Annotated in this window: 20 protein-coding genes; 11 read left to right on the top strand and 9 right to left on the bottom strand. The window is 69.1% G+C overall.

The genetic code is table 11. The features are described from left to right. Positions 1-96 precede the first annotated feature (96 nt). A complete protein-coding gene (locus tag WMF20_RS28920) occupies positions 97-327 on the bottom strand; it encodes a hypothetical protein (protein WP_437605155.1) in 231 nt (76 codons plus the stop codon). Positions 328-1157: 830 nt separating this feature from the next. On the opposite strand from WMF20_RS28920, the gene WMF20_RS28915 reads away from it, so the two are divergent. The 5 genes from WMF20_RS28915 to WMF20_RS28895 all read left to right on the top strand — a co-directional run bounded on the left by WMF20_RS28915 (position 1158) and on the right by WMF20_RS28895 (position 3379). Next, positions 1158-1307, top strand: coding sequence for a hypothetical protein (locus tag WMF20_RS28915; RefSeq protein WP_437337454.1), 150 nt, complete (start codon positions 1158-1160; stop codon positions 1305-1307). Positions 1308-1418: 111 nt separating this feature from the next. Next, complete coding sequence (locus tag WMF20_RS28910) at positions 1419-2036, top strand: transposase (protein ID WP_437605154.1); 618 nt, start codon at positions 1419-1421, stop codon at positions 2034-2036. Between the two features lie 240 nt (positions 2037-2276). Next, on the top strand, positions 2277-2816 hold the full coding sequence (locus tag WMF20_RS28905; protein WP_437605153.1) for a hypothetical protein: 540 nt from the start codon (positions 2277-2279) through the stop codon (positions 2814-2816). 75 nt (positions 2817-2891) lie between these two features. Further along, positions 2892-3164, top strand: coding sequence for a hypothetical protein (locus WMF20_RS28900; RefSeq protein WP_437605152.1), 273 nt, complete (start codon positions 2892-2894; stop codon positions 3162-3164). After that, positions 3161-3379: a hypothetical protein gene (locus WMF20_RS28895; RefSeq protein ID WP_437605151.1), complete on the top strand. Its 219-nt coding sequence runs from the start codon at positions 3161-3163 to the stop codon at positions 3377-3379. The genes WMF20_RS28900 and WMF20_RS28895 overlap by 4 nt, the downstream gene beginning before the upstream one ends. Positions 3380-3384: 5 nt before the next feature. Here WMF20_RS28895 and WMF20_RS28890 read toward each other — a convergent pair whose 3' ends face one another. From WMF20_RS28890 to WMF20_RS28875, 4 genes are all read right to left on the bottom strand, one after another. Next, positions 3385-3939 carry a dihydrofolate reductase family protein gene (locus tag WMF20_RS28890; protein ID WP_437605150.1) on the bottom strand — a complete coding sequence of 185 codons (555 nt, stop codon included), beginning with the start codon at positions 3937-3939 and terminating at the stop codon, positions 3385-3387. Positions 3940-4343: 404 nt separating this feature from the next. Beyond that, positions 4344-5048 carry a CTP synthase C-terminal region-related (seleno)protein gene (locus tag WMF20_RS28885; RefSeq protein WP_437605149.1) on the bottom strand — a complete coding sequence of 235 codons (705 nt, stop codon included), beginning with the start codon at positions 5046-5048 and terminating at the stop codon, positions 4344-4346. Positions 5049-5166: 118 nt separating this feature from the next. Then, entirely contained in the window at positions 5167-7983 is a 2817-nt protein-coding gene (locus WMF20_RS28880) for a hypothetical protein (RefSeq protein ID WP_437605148.1), read from the bottom strand. 497 nt (positions 7984-8480) lie between these two features. Beyond that, positions 8481-9224, bottom strand: coding sequence for a hypothetical protein (locus WMF20_RS28875; RefSeq protein WP_437605147.1), 744 nt, complete (start codon positions 9222-9224; stop codon positions 8481-8483). A gap of 649 nt (positions 9225-9873) precedes the next feature. Between WMF20_RS28875 and WMF20_RS28870 the strand changes: the two genes are divergently transcribed. After that, entirely contained in the window at positions 9874-10530 is a 657-nt protein-coding gene (locus WMF20_RS28870; RefSeq protein ID WP_129581681.1) for a glutathione S-transferase N-terminal domain-containing protein, read from the top strand. 111 nt (positions 10531-10641) lie between these two features. Here WMF20_RS28870 and WMF20_RS28865 read toward each other — a convergent pair whose 3' ends face one another. After that, positions 10642-11649 (bottom strand): aldo/keto reductase, encoded by a 1008-nt coding sequence (locus tag WMF20_RS28865; RefSeq protein WP_437605146.1) that lies wholly within the window; start codon positions 11647-11649, stop codon positions 10642-10644. Between the two features lie 57 nt (positions 11650-11706). On the opposite strand from WMF20_RS28865, the gene WMF20_RS28860 reads away from it, so the two are divergent. Next, the gene (locus WMF20_RS28860) at positions 11707-12618 is read left to right on the top strand and encodes a LysR family transcriptional regulator (RefSeq protein WP_437605145.1); all 912 of its coding nucleotides are present in this window, start codon (positions 11707-11709) and stop codon (positions 12616-12618) included. Between the two features lie 46 nt (positions 12619-12664). Here WMF20_RS28860 and WMF20_RS28855 read toward each other — a convergent pair whose 3' ends face one another. Further along, a complete protein-coding gene (locus WMF20_RS28855) occupies positions 12665-13549 on the bottom strand; it encodes an SDR family oxidoreductase (RefSeq protein WP_437605144.1) in 885 nt (294 codons plus the stop codon). Positions 13550-13657: 108 nt separating this feature from the next. Between WMF20_RS28855 and WMF20_RS28850 the strand changes: the two genes are divergently transcribed. Together WMF20_RS28850 and WMF20_RS28845 are read left to right on the top strand one after the other, a co-directional pair. Beyond that, positions 13658-14566, top strand: a complete 909-nt coding sequence (locus tag WMF20_RS28850; protein WP_437605143.1) for an AraC family transcriptional regulator N-terminal domain-containing protein — start codon at positions 13658-13660, stop codon at positions 14564-14566. A 341-nt stretch (positions 14567-14907) separates the two neighbouring features. After that, complete coding sequence (locus WMF20_RS28845) at positions 14908-15276, top strand: hypothetical protein (RefSeq protein ID WP_437605142.1); 369 nt, start codon at positions 14908-14910, stop codon at positions 15274-15276. A gap of 67 nt (positions 15277-15343) precedes the next feature. Here the strand turns inward: WMF20_RS28845 and WMF20_RS28840 are convergent, their stop codons facing one another. Next, positions 15344-16006, bottom strand: a complete 663-nt coding sequence (locus WMF20_RS28840) for a glutathione S-transferase family protein (protein WP_437605141.1) — start codon at positions 16004-16006, stop codon at positions 15344-15346. A gap of 206 nt (positions 16007-16212) precedes the next feature. Further along, on the bottom strand, positions 16213-16377 hold the full coding sequence (locus WMF20_RS28835) for a hypothetical protein (RefSeq protein ID WP_437605140.1): 165 nt from the start codon (positions 16375-16377) through the stop codon (positions 16213-16215). A gap of 333 nt (positions 16378-16710) precedes the next feature. Between WMF20_RS28835 and WMF20_RS28830 the strand changes: the two genes are divergently transcribed. Continuing rightward, a complete protein-coding gene (locus WMF20_RS28830; RefSeq protein ID WP_437605139.1) occupies positions 16711-16986 on the top strand; it encodes a helix-turn-helix domain-containing protein in 276 nt (91 codons plus the stop codon). 444 nt (positions 16987-17430) lie between these two features. Beyond that, the gene (locus tag WMF20_RS28825; RefSeq protein WP_437605138.1) at positions 17431-18180 is read left to right on the top strand and encodes a phytanoyl-CoA dioxygenase family protein; all 750 of its coding nucleotides are present in this window, start codon (positions 17431-17433) and stop codon (positions 18178-18180) included. Positions 18181-18525: the final 345 nt, after the last annotated feature.

Genomic DNA, 18525 nt, shown 5'->3' with positions numbered 1-18525 from the left:
CGGGGGTTCTTGACCGCTCCAGTCGTGATCCGTTCTGCCGATCGGGTCGTGGTCCATGAGGCCGGTCTCTGACACCTCGCGCTCGATCTCCACCACCTACGTCCCGTCCTCGCGTTCGCGGATGCGTGCGGCGGGCTCGTCCTCGGAGGGCAGCACGACCATGCCGTCCCGCCACCGGTGGATCTCGCCCGAGCCGGGCCTGCGCGCGAGGGCGCTCGGCGCGGACCCGTCCGTCATAATGAAATGCAAGGACGCATCGCCGAACGCGACGGCATCCCCTTCCATGAGGTCCGCCGTGCCGCCCCGCGCGAGTGCGACGCCGTTCATCAGCGTGCCGTTGCGGCTGCGGGCTCGCTCGCGACACGACCTAGCCGGGGCTCGGCACCGTCGCCTGCGTGCTGGGGAGCCGGCTGGTGGCCGAGGCGGTGCGACCGCTTGGGCAGCGCGGGCACTGACAGGGCCGGCAGGCGTGAGCGGGCACGAGGAGAATGCCAGGCGCGGTGTGGGTTCGAGGTCGAGGCGGTGATGTGGGCGATGTGGCGGTACTGTGTGGCGGGTACTGCTCAGAAGGTCGCGCGCTTCGATGGCCCATGGCTGGACGGCGCCTGCTCCCCAGCCACGCGGTGGGGAGCCACGAAGGCGACCTCCCGGCGACGGCAGCAGGTGTTTCTCTCATCAAGCGGTTTCTGCCGGCTTGGCGAGGAGCGGCGGGCTCTGCGGGCGCTGGTCGCGTAGGATGGCCATGAGCCTTCGATGCATAGATAAGTTGTTGCGTTAGCGTCGCTTTTCCAGGAGGGATGCGGCTCGCGTAAGCTTCTCTATGTCAACCAGCACGTGCAGCGTCGCTGTACGGTTGGATCGGTGATGATGCGAGCCCTTCACCGCGGGCGACGCGGCGGCGGCGGGCGCCCCCGTTGGGCCACACCGGAGCCGCCCTCGGCGGCGGAACAGGCAGAAACCATAGGAATCTCTACTGTTTCCGGCAACCGTTTGTCATCGACCGGTTTTTCTGGCGGGACGATTCCGCGGGGGCGAACCGTCGCGATCTGTCGCATCCCCGGGGATTTGGGGAGGGCGTGACGACGGATCGGAGCCCCTCGGAAGGCGTGGGCCCAACCCGGTCCCAATTGTCAAGCCCAGGGCCTGGGGCGCTCGCCGTGACCGATCCGTCGCCTCGGGCGGCCGTGGTCGCCTCGCTGGCCAGCACCCTGAGCCGCGCCGTCGCCCTCGGGGACGAGGTGGCGGCCCGGGTCGTTCACGAGACAATCGGTCGGCTGCTCGGGCTGCCGGTGGCACCGGAGGGGTGAGCAAGCTTGGGCCGAACGTCGAGCCCGCCGCTCGCGTCGACTCGCTGCCGGAGCCTCGCCGCTCGCCAGTGCCCGCAGGCTCTACTGGGATTGCCCGCGCGCGGCGGTTGCGTGCCGAAGCGCCCCGGATGCATCCGGAAAGTCGCAGCGACGCGCGCCGGTGCGCACCATGCCGCGGCGAGGGAGGCGCTGCTGCGTTACGTGCTGCGACCCCCGATCGCAAAGGAGCGCGTCGAGCCGCAGCAGGACGGCCTGGTGCGGCTGTCGCTCAAGCCCGCCTTCGCTGACGGGACTGTCGCGGTGGACATGGATCCGCTCTCGCTCTTGTGCCGCCTCGCGGCCAGCGTTCCGCCGCCGCGCTTTCACACCGTGAAGTACGCTGGCGTGCTCGCCTCGGCAAGTCCATGGCGCGAGCGCATCGGACCGCGCCCTGCGAAGCCAGAAGAGCCTACGAAGGCGGACGATGACGCCGCTCCGAAACGCAAGCGTGGCGGCTATCGACCGTGGGCCGAGCTCTTGCGCCGCACACTTGCGATCGATGTCCTCGAGTGCCCAGCTTGCAAGGGGCGGATGAAGCTCGTCGCCATGGTCACTGAGCCCCGGAACATCGTCCGCTTCCTCTGCGCGCTCGGCGAGCCGACCGATGTTCCAGCACGCTCTCCCAACCGGGGACCACCGTACTGGAAAAGCACCGTTGTGCGCCGCAAGGCGCTCGGTGACGCCGTATAGCGTCTCGCGACGCGCCTCCCGGGCCAGACCAACGCCCGGACGGACACGTATGCCCACGGCACGCCGATGCGCCCCTTAGCGCGCGCGGCGCCGCCCGGACCGCGCTCTTTCGACCCAGGACCGAGCCATCACGACGCTCGCGGTCCCACCCTTTCGCTCTGCCGCGCTACACTCCTTCGCGCTGCGATCCGGCTTCTTTTACCTACGCGCAAGGGGCTCCTCGGCGACCTCGTCTCCATCGTGACCGTCGGCAAGACGTGCGAGCCGACCACACTCACGCAGGACGAAGACGAGGCGCGGAAGAAGATCACGTCGATCCTCGCCAAGGCGCAGCCGGTCATCCTGCTCGACAACATCCGCACGGGCCTCGACTCGTCGCAGCTCGCCTCCGCGCTCACGGCCGAGACCTGGTCCGACCGCATCCTCGGCCAGACGCGCATGATCGACCTGCCGAACCGGGCGACGTGGATCGTCACGGCGAACAACCCGCACCTCTCGCTCGAGATCGCGCGGCGCTGCGTGCGCGTGCGGCTCGACGCCAAGACGGACCGGCCGTGGGCGCGCACCGGCTTCAAGCACTCGCCTCTGCGCGAGTGGACGAAGACGAACCGCGTGCGGCTGGTGCGCGCGGTGCTCGTGCTCGTCCGCGCCTGGCTCGCCGCAGGACGACCGCCGGGCAAACGCACCCTCGGCTCGTTCGAGTCCTGGGCGGCCGTCGTCGGCGGCATCCTCGAGCACGCGGAGATCCCCGGGTTCCTGCACGACACCGAGGAGCTCTAGGAGAGCGCGGACTCGGAGGGGCAGGAGTGGCGTGAGTTCGTCCGCTCCTGGTGGGACAAGTTCGGGCCGCGGTGGGTGAGCGCCGGCGAGCTGCTCGACCTCGCGCTCGAGCGCGACCTCCTCGGCTCCATCGTGCGGGACAAGTCGCAGCGCGGGCAGAAGATCCGGCTCGGCAAGGCGCTGTCGAGCGCGCGCGACCGGCACTTCGCGCACTACCGCCTCGTCGCCGGCCGGAACTCGAACGCGAAGGCCGCGCAGTGCCGCCTCGTCGATGTCGAGGCCGGCGACGAGGAGAACGCGGCGCCGGGCGAGCAGCTCGCGCTCGACGGGAGAGGAGGCCAAGCATGAAGCGAACGAAGCGATCCGTGCGCGGCGGGATGAAGGTCCGCGCCTACGACGTCCTCCGCCGCGAGGCGGAGGAAGGCGCCACGTACGGCTGGCGACGGGCGCACAAGCACACCGACACGCCTGAAGAGAACGCGATCGTCGACCAGATCATCCAGGGCGTCCTCAACGAGGTCTGCGAGTACTTCGACTTCGACGACGAGGACTGCCCGGCCTGATCGGGTCATCCCTCTTTGCGGCGGTAATGCAGCGCGACCTGGCCGGACTTCAGGCGGTTCGTCGAGACGAGCTCGAGGCGCCGCGAGGGCTCCAGGCCCTGAAACAAGGTTGGCCCGTGGCCGGCGAGGACGGGGTGGATGACGAGACGGTACTCATCGATCAGCCCCAGCCGCTCGAGCGCCGCCGAGAGCGTGGGACTGCCCACCAGCACGCCTTGCGGGGTCTTCTCCTTCAGCTGCGTCACGGCCTCACGCAAATCCCCCTCGACGCGGAAGGTGTTGTTCCACGGGAAGTCGCGGCGCGAGGCCGAGACCACATACTTCGGCTTGGCCTCCAGCTTGCGCGCCCACTCCCGCATCGCGCGTGGCGCGTTCTCGTCGCGCGCCACCGCCGGCCAGGCGCTCTCCATGAGCTCGTACGTGACGCGCCCCCACAGCATCGCCCCGGCTGCGTCCATCAGCTGCGTGAAGTAGTCGTGCAGCTCGTCGTCCGCGATCCCCTCGCGATGGTCGTAGCACCCGTCCAGCGTCACGTTGAGTCCGAAGGTCAAGAGGCCCATGGCGCTGATGTACCACGGCGGAGCAGGCGGCGGGAGACTTCCGGTCGCTGGCGCTCAGCCGACGCGACCCGGCAGCGGGATGTTGCGGGATGTGGGATCGCGACATCCCGCACGACATGCCGCGAGGAAAGCCGCGCAACGGCGCGGGCTTTCGGCGACGGCGGGATGTTGCGGGATATTTTCTCCTCCCGCGTAGGCCGGCCGCTGACACCGCCGCCGCAGGCTGTGGAGTGCACGCGGCCCCTTCGACGACGCGGCGGCGGAAGGCGCCGCGCTGGGCCACACCGGAGCCGCCCTCGGCGGCGAAACAGGCGGAACCCATGGGAATTGCTACTGTCTCCCACGACCGCCCACTATCGACCGGCTTTCCTGGCGGGATTGCTGGCCCGGGGAACCAGCGGCGTTCACCCGGCGCGGCCCGAGCACGCCCGGATGAGCTCGGCCACGAGCGGCGGCGGCTGACCGGCGAGCGCGGCGCGCTCCGGCTGGAACAGCGTGGCGACGAAGAACGGATGCCCGTCCAGCTCCACGGCGCGCACGTCGCCGGCGTCGTCCTCCGCGCTGACGCGCAGCGGGCCCGAGACCAGCGCGGCCTGGAACTCCGGGTTCAGCCCGTAGCGGCAGCGGTATCCCTCCGTGGCCTCGGCGCGGCCGTACGCCTGCGCGATCCGGGTGCCGGCGCGAAAACGAACGGTGCCGGTGGCCTCCACGAGCGAGCATGCGAGCGGCGCGATGACGGCGCGCCGCGCCTCCGGCGCCGTCTCCGCGTGCTCGGCGTCCGACCAGCCCAGCTCGTGGCGCGCGTATTCGACGATCGCGTGCTGGAAGCCGCCGCAGGTGCCGAGGAACGGGCGCCGCCGCTCGCGGGCGAAGCGGATCGCCCGCAGCGCGCCCTCCATGCTCCGGTACGGGCTGGCCGGCACGCACCAGAGGGCGTCGTAGCGCGCCACCCGCGAGGCGTCGGTCACCTCCTCGGTCGGGACCCACTCGAACGCGAGCGGCGCGGCCAGCGCCTCTCCCGCGAGCCGCAGCGCCACCGGGATGGCCCGGTGGGCCGTCACCGTGTCGTCGCGATCACCGACGAGCCCCACCTGGATTGTCGACGTCATGCGCCGCACTCTAGCGTGCTCGGCGCCGCCGAAGAACTCGAGCGCTCCTCGACACCGCCGATCCTGCGCGGGTGCGCGCCGGGCCGCGGCGGTTGCGCTCCGGGGGAGGCGGGCCGCCTCAGGGCGTGCTCTGGGGATCTGCCGGATCGCTGCCCGCCGAGATCTCGTCGCCGTCGAGGTGCCCATCGAGATCGCGGTCGACCCCCATGCGCTCGCCGGAGCCGGGAGGCGCGCAGGTATAGGTCAGCGCGCTGCCGGGCAGGGCGACCAGCAACCGCAGCAGCACGTCGGGCACCGCGCCGAGCGACTGCCGGTCGACCGCGAAGCGGCCGCCGCCGAGGTAGAGGAACCCGAACTCCTGGTGCGCGATTCGGCCCTTCGCGATGAGATCGCACTCGCCGGCGTCCGCGCGCTCCAAGAAGAGATCGATGCGCCCCTCGACCGCGGCGTAGGTGCTCGCGGTGAGCGTCGTCTGCTGCCCGACGATCGGCGCGAGGTTCGAGTCGAAGGCCAGCATGAACTGCTCGATGTCCCGCTTGAGCTGGGCGTTCTCGGGGGTCACCGGGAGGCCGACGGGGTTGCCCGCGAACTGGTCGAACCCGCTGTTGAAGCGGAACAGGTCCGGGAAGGCGCCATCGTGGTTATAGCCGAAGCCGCGCACCTGATCGCCGAGGAACGGATCGGGGCCGAGCGAGACGGTGGTGAAGCCCGCGCCGAACATCCCGACCTTCTGGTACATGTTGCGGAGGTGCGGGACCTTGAAGAACTGGGGATCCGGTGAGACCGCCGCGCGGCCGTCGGTCCCGAAGAAGCCGGCGAAGGCGCCCTCCGAGGGGTTCCCGCCGGGGTCGAGCCGGTGGCAGCTCTCGCACGAGCCCGTCGGCGCGACGACGGTGTTCATGAAGGCGTCGCGCCCGCTCTGCTGAGCGGGGGTGAGCGAGTTGTCGAGGTTGCGGATCGGGTTGGGCGGGTAGGTGACCTGGAGGACGAAGTCGGTGAAGGCCTGCATCTCTGGGTCGCCGAGCTCGGCGTGCCGCCCGAGCAGATCCATGAACGCGGGGTTGAACTTCTTGAACGCGGCCTCCTCGTCGAAGCCGCCCTCGTCCGGCTGCGACGTGGGCTCGGCGTTGCCGCCGGTGCGGTCGCCGCGCCAGTGCATGGGGCCGTGGTTTTCCATGCCGCGCAGGCTCTGCGTCGTCATCGGCCCCTTCATCGGGTGGAAATCGGGGTCCTCGCCGAAGAACCCGTCGTCGCCGAACCCGGCGCCGGGGATGGGCGGGACGACCAGCGTCGGGTTGTTGACCACCGAGCCGTCCGGATTGCCGAGGTCCCAGGCGAGGCTGTCGAGATCGCCGAAGACATGACAGCTCCCGCAGGACGAGTCCCCGTGGCTGGAGCTCATCCGGGCGTCGTAGAGGAACGGCCGCCCCGCGACGACGCTCGGCGGCTCGGGGTTGTAGAGGGGCAGGTGCGCGATCTCCTCGCGCGCGGCGGTGTCGATCACGGAGATCGCGTTGTCGAAGCGGGTCATCACGTACATGCGCCGGCGGGCCTCGTCGAGCGCCATCCCGGTCGGGCCGCCGCCGGTGAGCGGGATCTGAGCGGCCGTGCTCGGCGTGAAGGTGTCGCCCTCGAGCGCGGCGGTGTCGTAGACGCCGATCTTCGAGGAGCCGAACGCGGCGACGTACAGCCTCTTGCCGTCGCCGCTCACCGCCATGCCGAGCGGCTGCGCGAGGCTCTTCTCGTTCTCGTCGTTCGGGAGCGGGGCGCAGCAAGCGTCGTAATCGATGTGCTTGTTGAGGTGCCGCGGGGCGACGCCGGCGGGGCTCAGCACCGTGATCCGGCTCTCGTGCAGGTGACCGCGCAGGCTGCTGCCGGCGAAGATGCCCGGCCCCTCGAAGCGGAGGTCGTTGCGCGCCTCCGTGTTGCTGACATACACCTTCCCGCTCACCGGGTTCACGGCCATGTTGAAGAGGATGGTGCCGACGCCGGCGTAGAAGCCGCTCGGGCCGGCGAGCTGCGCCGGCGGATTGGCCTTGGCGTCGATGACGAACACGTCCTTGTCCGGCAGCGACAGCCGCAGCTTGTCGTCCCAGGGGCGGCTCAGCTCATCGACCCAGTGCTCGCCGTCGAACTTGACGATGAGCCCCACCTCGGGCCTCGGGATCCCCTCGAAGTTCGTCGCGGGGCCGGGCAGCCCGCCGGCCTCCTCGCCCCCGTCGGGAACGAGGGAGTCGTGGACGACGGTGGTGCGGTTGCCCGAGTGGAACGCGGCCGCGTAGACGCGGGAGCCGTCGGGCGTCGCCGCCAGCGCGCGGGGCGTGTCGCTGAACAGGGTGACGATGGTGAGCGGGTCGCCGCCGAGCGAGGCGCCGAGGCGCGCGGCGTCGAAGACCCAGACGTCGGCGCGGCCGACCCCGGGCGTGGTGAGCTGCGGATCATGAGGGATGTTCTGCCCTCGATGGGCCGTGGTGATGAAGGCGCGCCGCTTGTTCCGCCCGGCGAAGACGATATCGCGCGGCTCGTCGCCCACGAGCAGGGTGCGCACGACGGTGCCGCGGTACCCGAGCTGGCCGAGGTGGACCACGCTCACGCTGTCGGACAGGTGGTTGACGACCCAGACCTCCTCGTCGCTCCGCGCCGCGACGGCGACCGGCTCGAGCCCGACGGGGATCGAGGCGCGGTGGGTCAGGCCGCCCGCGTTGACGGAAAAGACCTCCAGGCGGTTGTCCGGGGTGTTGACGGCGAAGAGCAGCTTGCCGTTCGGCGAGAGCGCGAGCGGACGGACCTGCCCGCTCTCGAACAGCCGGTAGGACGGAGCGGCGATGGCCTCCGGGCCTGAAGACACGCCGGCGATCAGCGTCGCGGCGAAGGCAGCCCTGGAGAGGGCACGGCAAAAGCCGCGCCTCGAGAGCCCGATGCTCCTTGCGTTCATGGATCCTCCTTGATTGGGGGGTCGTGCTCGTGCGCGTCCAAGATGCAAGCGAAGGAGAGATGCTCAGCCTCGGATGCTACAGAACATGTGGCGACTGACAACTGCAAAGTAGGTGAAGAGCACGGATCGCGACGCCGTGCCGCGGAGGCGGGGGACGTCCACGCCGATTCGCCATCGCGGCGATGCGGGTGAGCGCCCGCGCGGCGTAGCCGGCGGAGGGCTCCGTCCATCTCCGTCTCCGCGGCGGCGTCTCCGACCGCGGCAGCGCACATGAGCCCCGGCCGTGGCCTCGCCGCGCGCGCGTCCGTTGGCGATACGGCGCGATGCGGCGCGATACGGCGCGATACGGCGCGCGGCAGGGGGCGCGGCGGAAAACGGCCTGATGGGCCGCTCGTCAGCCTTGGACGGGGCGATCTGCGGAAGGCGGGGAGGGCGCTTTCGGTCGATGCGCGCGCCGAGGCGGGGGGCGGCGCGAGGTCCGCGGGGGCGGACGAGGCTCAGCGGTCGGGGGCGCCGGCGCAGATCCAGTCGTTGATCGTCTTGATCTCGGAGTCGGGCAGGACTGAGCCCGGGGGCATGCTGAACTCGTCAGGGTTGCACAGGCCGACGTCCTTCAGCTTGTTCATGAGATAGCTCTTGCTCGGCATGAACGGCACGACGAGCGCCTGTTCGCGGGAGCAGGAGCCGGCGTCCTGATTGACCGTCGAGGAGGCCGCCGCGGCCGTGCGGAGATCGAGCCCGCCGGCCGGCGAGCCGGCGTTGCCGTGGCAGTACTGGTTCGAGCAGCTCCGCTCCAGGATGGGCGCCACATCGGCGAAGGTCGCGGTGTCCGGGCCGCAGGCGGGATCCAGCGGAGGCGCGCCGTCGGCGCCCGAGGTGGTGGCGCCGCCGCCCGCGCCGCCCGCGCCGCCGGAGCCAGCCGTGGTGGTGGAGCTGCCGCCCTCGCCGCCGGAGCCCGCGGTGGTGGCGTCGCCGCCCGCGCCGCCGGTGGTGGCGTCGCCGCCCGCGCCGCCGGTGGTGGCGTCGCCGCCCGCGCCGCCGGAGCCGGCGGTGGCGCTGCCGCCGCCCTGGCTCGAGCTGCTGGCGCTGTCGGTCGTGCTGGCGGCGTCGCCGTCGTCCGAGCCGTCGCCGCCGCCGATGCCCCAATCCTCTGGATCGATGTTGAGGCCGTTGCAGGCCGTCGCCGAGAGGCCGATGGTCAGGCACAAGACCAGTCGAAGCGGAGTGTTATAGTAAAGCAAGGTAACCTCTTCATGGTGATGGTCGCGCGACGAACGCCGCTCGACCGATTCATGAACAGATTAGAAAGCACGCGATCGCGCGCGATGCAATGCGCAATGGCGGATGAGGAGCGTTTGTTCGATGGCATCACTGCAATGCAATCACGATGCTGGACCTCGATGGTTGTCGCGAGCTCCTGCTGTGGTGCGCGCACAGGGGGTGTTGTCGTTCATCTGGCGAGCTTTCCTCAGGAAGATGGGGTGTTGGAAATATCTATCGAGTCGCGCTCCGTGTCGTGGATTCATGTGCTGTCGACGGGCGGAGCCCGCCTGCGGGGACCTGCGGGGATGGGACAGCCGGCCGGGACGCCGGAAAAATCGTCTGCGCTCCTGGCGTCCTTGGCGTCCTGGCGGTTTTTCCCCGGGGGGACGCTCTCAGGCGCGGTCCAGGGCCAGCCCATGTCGGGGGCGCCTCGTCCGCTCGACGTCGCGAGCGGCGGATCTCGATCCGTGAGCGATTCTCGATTCAGCGCTGCTTTCTCGCGAGATCGAAGTGGACGGAGGTCCTCTATCCGACCGACGTGTGCAGCGTGCCTGTACGGCACGAGGGACCTGCCGCCCCGGCGAGCCCGCGGCGGTCTGGCCCCCGCGGCGGCGTTCGTGGTACGTCGTGCGGGTGACCGAGCCCACCCCCGATCCTGGCAGCCTCCCCACGCTTGTCGGCCGTTCGAGCTCCCATTTCACGCGCGTCACGCGCATCTTCGCCGCGGAGCTCGGGGTCGCCTACGCCTTCCAGGTCGTCCCCGATCTGCGCTCCGTGGACGCCGCGGATTATTCGGGCAACCCCGCGCTGCGCATGCCGATCCTGCGGACGGGGGCGACCACGTGGCTCGGCTCGCTCAACATCTGCCGCGAGCTCGCCCGCCGGGCGCCCGCGCAGCGGCGCGTGGTCTGGCCCGAGCACCTCACCGAGGCGCTGCCCGCGAACGCGCAGGAGCTCGTCGTGCAGGCGATGGCGACGGAGGTCACGCTGATCATGGGCCAGCTCGCGGGGACGCCGAAGGAGGACGCGCAGCTCGCGAAGCTGCAGAAGAGCCTGCTCAACATGCTCGCCTGGCTCGACGACAACATCGAGGCGGTGCGCGCCGGGCTGCCCCGGGATCGCGACCTCAGCTACCTGGAGGCCTGCGCGTTCTGCCTCGTCACGCACCTCGAGTTCCGCAAGATGCTGCCCACGAGCGGCTATCGCGCCCTGTCGGCCTTCTGCGACGATTTCGGCCAGCGCGCGTCGGCGCAGGCGACCGCGTACCGCTTCGACGCGCCGTGAGCCCGCGGGGCGGCGCCGGCGCCGCCCCGCGCCGGCAAGACCCGCCCCTCCTGGAAGGGTGACGCCGTCTCGACGGCTCATGCATCCATCGAGCCTGCGGGCGCCCGCCGGTCACTTCTCGCTGTCGAGCATCGCCATCATGGGCGCGGGGTAGCGGTCGCCGGCGATCTGCTCCGCGGGGACGGCGGCCTCGAGCTCGGCGACGTCGGCGGGCGAGAGCGCGATCTCGAGGCCAGCGAGGGCATCCTCGATCTGCTTCCGCGTGCGCGCGCCCATCGTCGGGATCACCGTGACGCCCTGCGCGGCGCCCTTGGCGCGGACCCAGGCGACCGCGAGCTGCGCGGGGGTGACGCCGCGCCTCTCGGCGAGGCGGATGAAGGCGTCGACGAGCGCCTGGTTCTTCCGGCCGTTCTCGCCCGAGAAGCGCGGCAGGTGGGCCCGCATGTCGCCCGCGCCGGCCGGCTTGCTCCCGGCCAGCAGACCGCGCGAGAGCACGCCGTACGCGGTGACCGCGATGCCGAGCTCGGCGAGCGCGGGGAAGATCGTCGCCTCGGGGCCGCGGCTCACGAGCGCATACTCGATCTGGAGGTCCACGATCGGGTGCACCTTCGCGGCGCGGCGGATCGTCTCCACGCCCACCTCGGAGAGGGCGATGTGGCGGACATAGCCCGCCTTCACCATGTCGGCGATGGCGCCGATCGTGTCCTCGATCGGGACCGCCGGGTCCAGGCGCGCGGGCCGGTAGATGTCGATGTAGTCGACGCCGAGGCGCGACAGGCTATGGGCGAGGAAGCTCTTCGTCGCGATCGGACGGGTGTCGATGCCGATGAAGGCGCCGTCGGGCGCGCGCAGGCCACCGTACTTCACGCTGAGCACGACCTTGCCGCGCCGGTCCTTGATCGCCCGGCCGACGAGCATCTCGTTCTTGCCCATGCCGTAGAAGTCGCCGGTGTCGAGGACGTTCACGCCCCGATCGAGCGCCGCGTGGATGGTCGCGATGCTCTCCGCCTCGTCGCTCGCGCCGTACGCGCTGCCGCCGGCCATGCTCATGCAGCCGAGGGCGAGGGGGAAGACGGAGGGGCCAGTTTTGCCGAGCTTGGTGGTGTTCGTCGTCGTCATGTCGTTACCCTAGGCGCTCGCCTTTCATTGCTCCAATGAATAAGATGTATTCCCGATATGCCTGATGTTTATGGGAGGAACCTCGACCTGAACCTGCTCCGCGTCTTCGCGGTCGTCGCCGAGGCGGGCAGCGTCACGGAGGCGGCGAGCCGGCTGTACCTGACGCAGCCGGCGGTGAGCGCCGCGCTCCGGCGCCTGACCGCGACGACCGGCGCGCCGCTCTTCGTGCGGAGCGGGCGCGGGCTCGCGCTGACGGGCCGCGGCGAACGGCTGCGCGCGGCGCTGAAGCCGCACCTCGGCGCCCTCATCGAGGCCGCGCTGGCGCCGCCGACCTTCGACCCGAAGACGTGCGAGCGCACCCTCCGCCTCGGGCTCTCCGACACGGCCGAGGTGTGGCTGCTCCCGCCGCTCTTGCGCGCGCTCGAGCGCGAGGCGCCGCGCATGCGCGTCGTCGCCGTGCCCGTCCAGTTCCGCACCGTGGGCGCGGCGCTCGCGGGCGGCGTCGACGCGGCGGTCACGGTCGCCGACGATCTGCCCTCGAACATCCGCCGGCAGCGGCTCTTGAAGACCGGCTTCACCTGCCTCTACGACCCGCGCCACGCGCGCCTGCGCAAGCTGACCGAGGTCGAGTACTTCGCGCACGAGCACGTCATCGTCTCGTACAACGGGGACCTGCGCGGCTTCGTGGAGGACGCGTTCGGCAAGACGCGGAGGATCCGGTGCTCCGTCGCGAGCTTCTCCAACCTGGGCGCGCTGATCGACGGCACCGCGATGCTGGCGACCGTGCCCGAGATCGTCGCCGCCGACATCCGCGCCGTCAGGCCGCACCTCCGCACCAAGCCCCTGCCGTTCGATATCCCGCCCGGGTACATGGAGCTGCTCTGGCCCGCCGCCACGGACGACGACGATGCCTGCAGGTTCGCGCGGGAGAAGATCGTTCATATCGCGCGGCCGCTGAGCAAGGGCTGACGGCCCTGCCGGCCCTCCCGACCCCGGGCTGGAGCCATGACAACACCTATGCGCGCGCGAAGTAGGCGCCGTGCTCGAGGTCGGCGAGCAGGCCGGGCTGCTCGGGCTTCCAGCCGAACCGCGCCTGCGTGAGCGCGCTCGTCGCGGGGGTGTCGAGCGCGAAGAACCCGCCGAGCCAGCCGAAGTTCTCCCTCGGGACCGACTCGACCGGCAGGCCGAGCTTGCGGCCGATCACGCCGGCGATGTCGCGGGTCGGGATCCCCTCCTCGCCGATCGCGTGGAGCCGCGCGCCGGCCGGCGCCTTCTCGAGCGCGAGGACGAACAGCCGCGCGGCGTCGAGCCGATGCACCGCGGGCCACCGGTTTTTGCCGTCGCCGATGTACCCGGAGCGCCCGGTCTTGCGCGCGATCTCGATCAGCGTCGAGAGGAACCCGGGGTCGCCATCCCCGTGGACAATGGGCAGCCGCAGCGAGGACACGCGCACGCCGCGGCTCGCGAACGAGAGGGCGAGCTGCTCGGAGGCGGCCCGCGGGCCGCCGGTCGACGCGTCGAGCGTCTCGTCCTCGATGACGACGCGGCCCGACGTGAAGCGCCCGGTGCCGGAGGTGATGACGAGCGGGCGATCGGAGCCCGCGAGCGCGCCGCCGAGCGCCTCGATCGCGCCGCGGTCCTTCGCGCAGTTGTTGGCGTAATCGTTGAAGTCGTCGTGGGAGAACGCGCAGTGGATCACCCCGTCGCAGGCCGCGGCGCCGCGGCGCAGGCCATCGAGATCCGTGAGATCGCCGCGGTGCACATCGACGCCGGCGGCGGCGAGCTTCGCGGCGGACGCGTCCGAGCGCGCGAGGCCGAGCACGCGGTGGCCGGCGCGGACGAGCTCGGGGATGATGGCAGAGCCGATGAAGCCGCTGGCTCCCGTGAGGAAGATACGCATACAGACCTCCTTGGTTCGCGATCCACCATGGCACCTGCGCGGCGCGCGCGAAATACACGGCCGTCTCCAGTTCTTGCCCGATCGTCTACGCGGGGCTAGGCTGCCCTTGTGATCCCCGCGCGCGAACGGCTGAAGGACCTCATCGCACGGTGGTGCCCCGACGACGGCGTGCACGCCTCGCCGGTGCCCGGAATTTCTTGCATCAAAGTCTCGCGCCCGCAGCAGCGCGCGAAGCGGCACTGGCGCGCGTCGATCTGCATCGTCCCGCAGGGCACGAAGGAGATCCTGCTCGAGGGGCAGGTCTATCGCGAGCGCGAGCCGCACTACGTCGTCAGTCCGATCGACCTGCCGGTGACGAGCCGGGTCGTGGGCGCGTCGCCGGCGCAGCCGCTCTTGTGCCTGAAGCTGGACTTCGATGCGGTCGCGCTGCGCGAGGTCGCGGCGCAGCTCGACCGCGCGCGGCCGGACGACGTCGAGCGCCCGGGGCGCGCGATGTTCATCGGCAAGGCGAGCGACCGTATCCTCGACGCCGCGATCCGGCTGGGCGCGCTGCTCGAGACGCCCGACGACGCGGCCGTGCTCGCGCCGCTCGTGAGGAAGGAGCTGATGTTCCACCTGCTGAAGGGCCCCGACGGCCCGGCGATCCGCCAGCTCGTCCGCGCGGGCAGCCAGGCGCACCGCATCGCCGAGGCGGTCCATCGCCTGCAGTCGTCGCTCGACGAGGACGTCGATATCGACGCGCTCGCGCGCGCCGCGGGGATGAGCCGGGCGGCGTTCTTCAAGCGGTTCAAGGAGGCCACCGCGATGAGCCCGCTGCAGTACCAGAAGCGCCTGCGCCTGCTCGAGGCGCGCCGCCTGATGGTCGAAGAGGGCATGGGCGCCGAGGTGTCGGCGTACCGCGTCGGCTACACGAGCGCCTCGCAGTTCAGCCGCGAGTATTCGCGCATGTTCGGCAACTCGCCGCTGCGCGACAGCCGCGCGCTGAAGCGATCGTCGGCGGTCGTCCAGGATATGTAGCTCGACCGCGTCGAGCTCCGCACGTCAGCAATCCCTGGCGGGGCTGCTCCGCGGTGCCGAACCGTCGCGATCCGGCGACGCGGCGCCTCGCCTGGCATTAGGGCGTGGCCGCGATGCCGCGTCGCGCGCTTGTGATCGCCCGTCCTGGTCGGTACGCTGTGGCGATGCGTCTCCGCGCTTGTCTGTTCGTCGCCGCGCTCGCTGGGTGCGGCGGGTCCGTGACCACTGCCCCGGAGGCTGGCAGCTCCGAGGGCTCCGGGGGCAGCGGTGGCTCGGGCAGCAGCTCGAGCGGCGCGGGCGCTGCCCAAGACGCTGGGCCCGGCGACGCAGGGCCCAGCCGGATGGTTCCACCCGGACAGATCTTCTCGCAGACGAGCTGTGGAGGGGGCGGGCTGGTGCTCTTCGTCGAGATCTGGCCGGACGCCGTCTCGGCCTGCACGCCGTCACCCAGACTGAACCCGGAGGACGTCCTCGTCGTGGGGATCGGGGGATGGGACGGCCAACCGGGCACCTTCACCGTCGGCGTCGAGACGCCTCAGGGCACCGCGCGCGCGATGATCGGGATCGATGAGGTCGAGGGCACGATCACGGTCGAGCCATTCGTCGGCACCCCCTCGGGCCTCTCGTGGGATCTCTCCGTCGGCTCCGGCAGCACGGACCTCGCCACGTGCGGGCACTTCGAGGTCACCTCGTGCGTTCCAGCCGGCTGAGGTCGCCGCTCGTGGCGTCCTCGGAGCGCCGAGCAGCGCGCGGAGAGTTTTGGCGTCGGCGGGTCGCTCATCGCGCGCTTCCGCGGGGAATGCCGAGGCGGTCTTCGTAGGCGTTCAGGACTTTCACGAACGCGGGCCGCTCTTCGCAGCGACGGCGATAGTTTTCGACGTTCGGATACTTGGCGAGGACCTCCGTCTTGCGAAGCTCGCGCAACACGCACGTGAGAATGATGTCGGCAACCGTGAAGTCAGCCCCCGTGATGAACGGCTGAGCCTGCAGCATTTGGTCGATCGTCGGCAAGAAGCGACCGAGTATCTCGACATGCCAAGGGCGCAACGCCTGCAAATGGGGATTTGAGTCGCCTTGAAGATCGGCAAATAGAATCGGCAGCGAAAAAGGCTCGATGTTGTTCAATGAGGTGATCGTCCAGCGATAGACCTGCGCGCGCCCCTTCAGATCGGAAGGAATCAGCTTTCCGGATTTCTCCGCAAGATAAAGCAGAATCGCGCCCGACTCCGTCAAAATGTACCCGTCGTCATCGATCGTCGGAACTTGTTTGAATGGCGAGACCGTTCCGAAATCGACCTCGTCCTGAAGACCGTTCGGCCCGCAATCGAGCCCGATGGCATCGTAGGCGATCCCACACTCTTCCAGCGCCCACATCGCACGGATGTCGCGCGTGTAACCCCAAAGAAACGGCGGCAACGATTTGAAAACGTATACTTTCATGAAGCTGACCTCATCCCATCGTCGAGTGAATGCGCTGGTTCAGAAATAGCACGGGGTGAGATGAAGTTGAATCTCATCCAGCGCGTGCAGCGTGGCCGTACGGTGGGACCGGTGATGCCACGAACCCTTACCCGCGGGCGATACGGCGGCGCAGGGCGTCCCGTTGGGCCACACCGGAGCCACCCTCGGGGGCGAAGCAGGCGAGACTATCCCTTCGGGTCGGGCCGGTACATCCCACGGCGCACCGAGTTCCACGCGTTCGCGAGCTCCTGCTGCTCGACGTCGGCGCGGTCGCGCTTCGGGATGCCGGCAAGCGTCGCCAGGACGATGCCGCGCTCCGCGAGGATCGCCGCCATGCTCGGACGGGCCACAGGGGGCCGCCTCGCGGGCTGCTCGTGCTTGGCACGCGCCGCGGCTGGTTTCGGTGCTGGACCGCCGTGCTCGGCGGTGAGGGAAGCGATCGTACGGATGGGGGGAGCTGTCGATGGACGGATCGATCTGTTGGCCCTTTTCGGGCCGCGGGCGTAGCTTCGCCATGTCGGACCTCGTTCCGCGGGGTTCCGGCCGCGCTCCCCGGTCGGCTGGCGCCGACGCGGGGAGCACTTTTTGTGGTCTGTACAGGGTATGGCTGGCGATCGTCCGCCGTCGATAAATATAACTGACAGCACGTTTTTCTGCGGGCGGGGACGGCTACGCCACATCGTGTGGAACCCTTGGCTCTCGACACGCTGCTCCTCTACATCGCAGCCAACATCCGGCGGCATCGCCAGAAACATGGCACGACGCAAGAGGCATTAGCCGAGCGCTCTGGAATAGACCTGCGTTACCTTCAACAGATAGACAGCGGAAAGAAGAAGATGAGCATCGATGCCCTCTTGGCCATCGCCAATGGCCTCGAAGTCTCTCCAGCGCACCTCCTACGCCCAGCCACGATGCCAGAGGTGAAGCGCGGTCGTCCGCGGAAGGCGGCGAAGGGCTAACAGTGTTAGCTGCAACAGCTCATGCCAGCGAATCGTTGCTCAGCAAACGACAGCGTCGCGCTCCTGATCTATTGGCCGGGTGCGAACGAGCGGGATCCATCCTGATACCTAAGCTGCTGCCAGAGCGGTACACCAGAGGGGGACGCCGCGAGCTCAATCACGCGAACCTCGCCACGAGCAATGATGCTCAGCCGATAGAGGCCGGCGAGATCGGGCGCGAGCGCTCGCGGATAGGACAAGCAAACGCGTTCCGCAAAGTCAAGATTCTCGGAGCCGTTCCTGACTCGGCAGTCCGACTGTACGAGCTCATTGACAGAACGGGCCTTTGCGATGGGGGCAGGTCTTCCACGCCTGAAACGCCTGGGATTACCGCGACGTAGCACCAAGCGGAAGGCATCCTACCGTATAGCTGTACCCTACTGGTACTAAGTAAGTTTTCGCCCGATGAAACTAAGTTCAGAAGACCAAACTATATTCGCGGAAAAGGGGATTCTTTGTTTTAAGGGTCTCGTTTCGCGAAATAAAACAAGTCCCGCCAAAGAAGCCATTCTCAATGAGCTCGCGCGACTGCGTCTACGGGAAAACGGAAAATGGCATACCAAACAATTCGATCATGTCGCTCCATTTAACGTCACCGGCCAAATTTCACAAAGGCTTCGCCATCAAGCCGCATTTGATGAAGTTATTCCCGACGATCTTGTGCATTTCGTCCACGAGCTGGCGGGGTTTAAGCTCGGCCCTCAACCTCATCCGCAAATCCTTGTAACGCCACCGCAGAAATTTGAATGGGATGTTCCGTGTTTAGGTTGGCATCTCGATGTGAACTCACCGTCTCGCGATGTACTTCCCGGCATCCAGATTTTTGTGCTGCTGGATGATATTCCTCCCCGAGGAGGGGCTACGTTGGCGATCGCTGGTTCCCATCGACTGCACAGTGCGAAAGGCTCCTCTCCGGTGAGTGCGCATCAAGCGCTGCGAGAAGATCCTGTTTGCTCCGCACTCTTTTTATCCACGGAATCCAACCGTGCTCGTTTCCTTACGCCTCAATCCGTAAACGGCGTTCCTGTGCAGATCATTGAGATGTGCGGCAAGGCAGGCGACGTTTATGTGATGGATATGCGCATTTTGCACGCTCCATCTATCAATGCATCCAAGAGCGCACGCTTGATGCTCACCCAGCGTTACCTAAAATAATCGCGCAAAAAGCCCGGGATTACCGCGACGTAGCATCAAGCGGAAGGCATCCTACCGTATAGCTGTACCCTACTGAGCTCGTCCAAACGGCCGCCGTCGCGGTTCGCGGCGCGTCGTGATGGCCGGCGCACGCACCTCCGGGCAGACTTCCCCCCGGCCACGTCGTCGAGCAGCGCCCCTCCCAGTCGGTTTCGTCACGCGGGTTCCGCCGGGTACCGCGCGCGGCACTCCAGCGGCTCCACCGCTCGGCGGTTGGACCCGGGTTGGATCCATGGCTTCCGAGGGGGTGCGATCCGTCGTCACGCCCCCCGAAATCGCGCCGAAAGCAACGGATCGCGATGGTTC

Origin of the sequence: Sorangium sp. So ce834 (assembly GCF_051521425.1) — a bacterium.
Classification (GTDB): Bacteria; Myxococcota_A; Polyangia; order Polyangiales; family Polyangiaceae; genus Sorangium; species Sorangium cellulosum_D.
The sequence above is the reverse complement of the archived record's forward strand: the minus strand, read 5'-3'. Positions and strand labels throughout refer to the sequence as shown.